This window comes from Bacillus sp. SIMBA_008 (genome assembly GCF_046535495.1).
GTDB classification, from domain to species: Bacteria; Bacillota; Bacilli; order Bacillales; family Bacillaceae; genus Bacillus; species Bacillus subtilis.
Window position 1 is genome coordinate 1 of the sequence record NZ_JAWRWL010000513.1, and the last position, 269, is coordinate 269.

The window sequence follows — 269 nt, forward strand, 5'->3', positions numbered from 1 at the left end:
TACGCTAGGCATAGGGATTAAATCACCATTAGAAATTTATGTTGATAATGAAAATATAATTTTAAAAAGATATTCGCCTTATAATGCTTGCCAAATTACTGGAGAGGTATCTGCAAAAAATATAACTTTAGCAGATGGTAAAATTACTTTAAGTCCTACTGGAGCTAAACATTAAGCTGAAGAATTAGAAAAGTTTTTAGTGAAATAGGTTTAATATCCTAAGGGTTTCATTCGCAGCAAGTACCATCTGTAAAAATGGATTGTTTACT

General features: G+C 30.1%; 1 pseudogene. It reads left to right on the forward strand.

The features are described 5' to 3' along the window. Positions 1-175: pseudogene (locus tag SB658_RS24255) on the forward strand (AbrB/MazE/SpoVT family DNA-binding domain-containing protein); the annotation flags it as partial. Positions 176-269 lie beyond the last annotated feature (94 nt).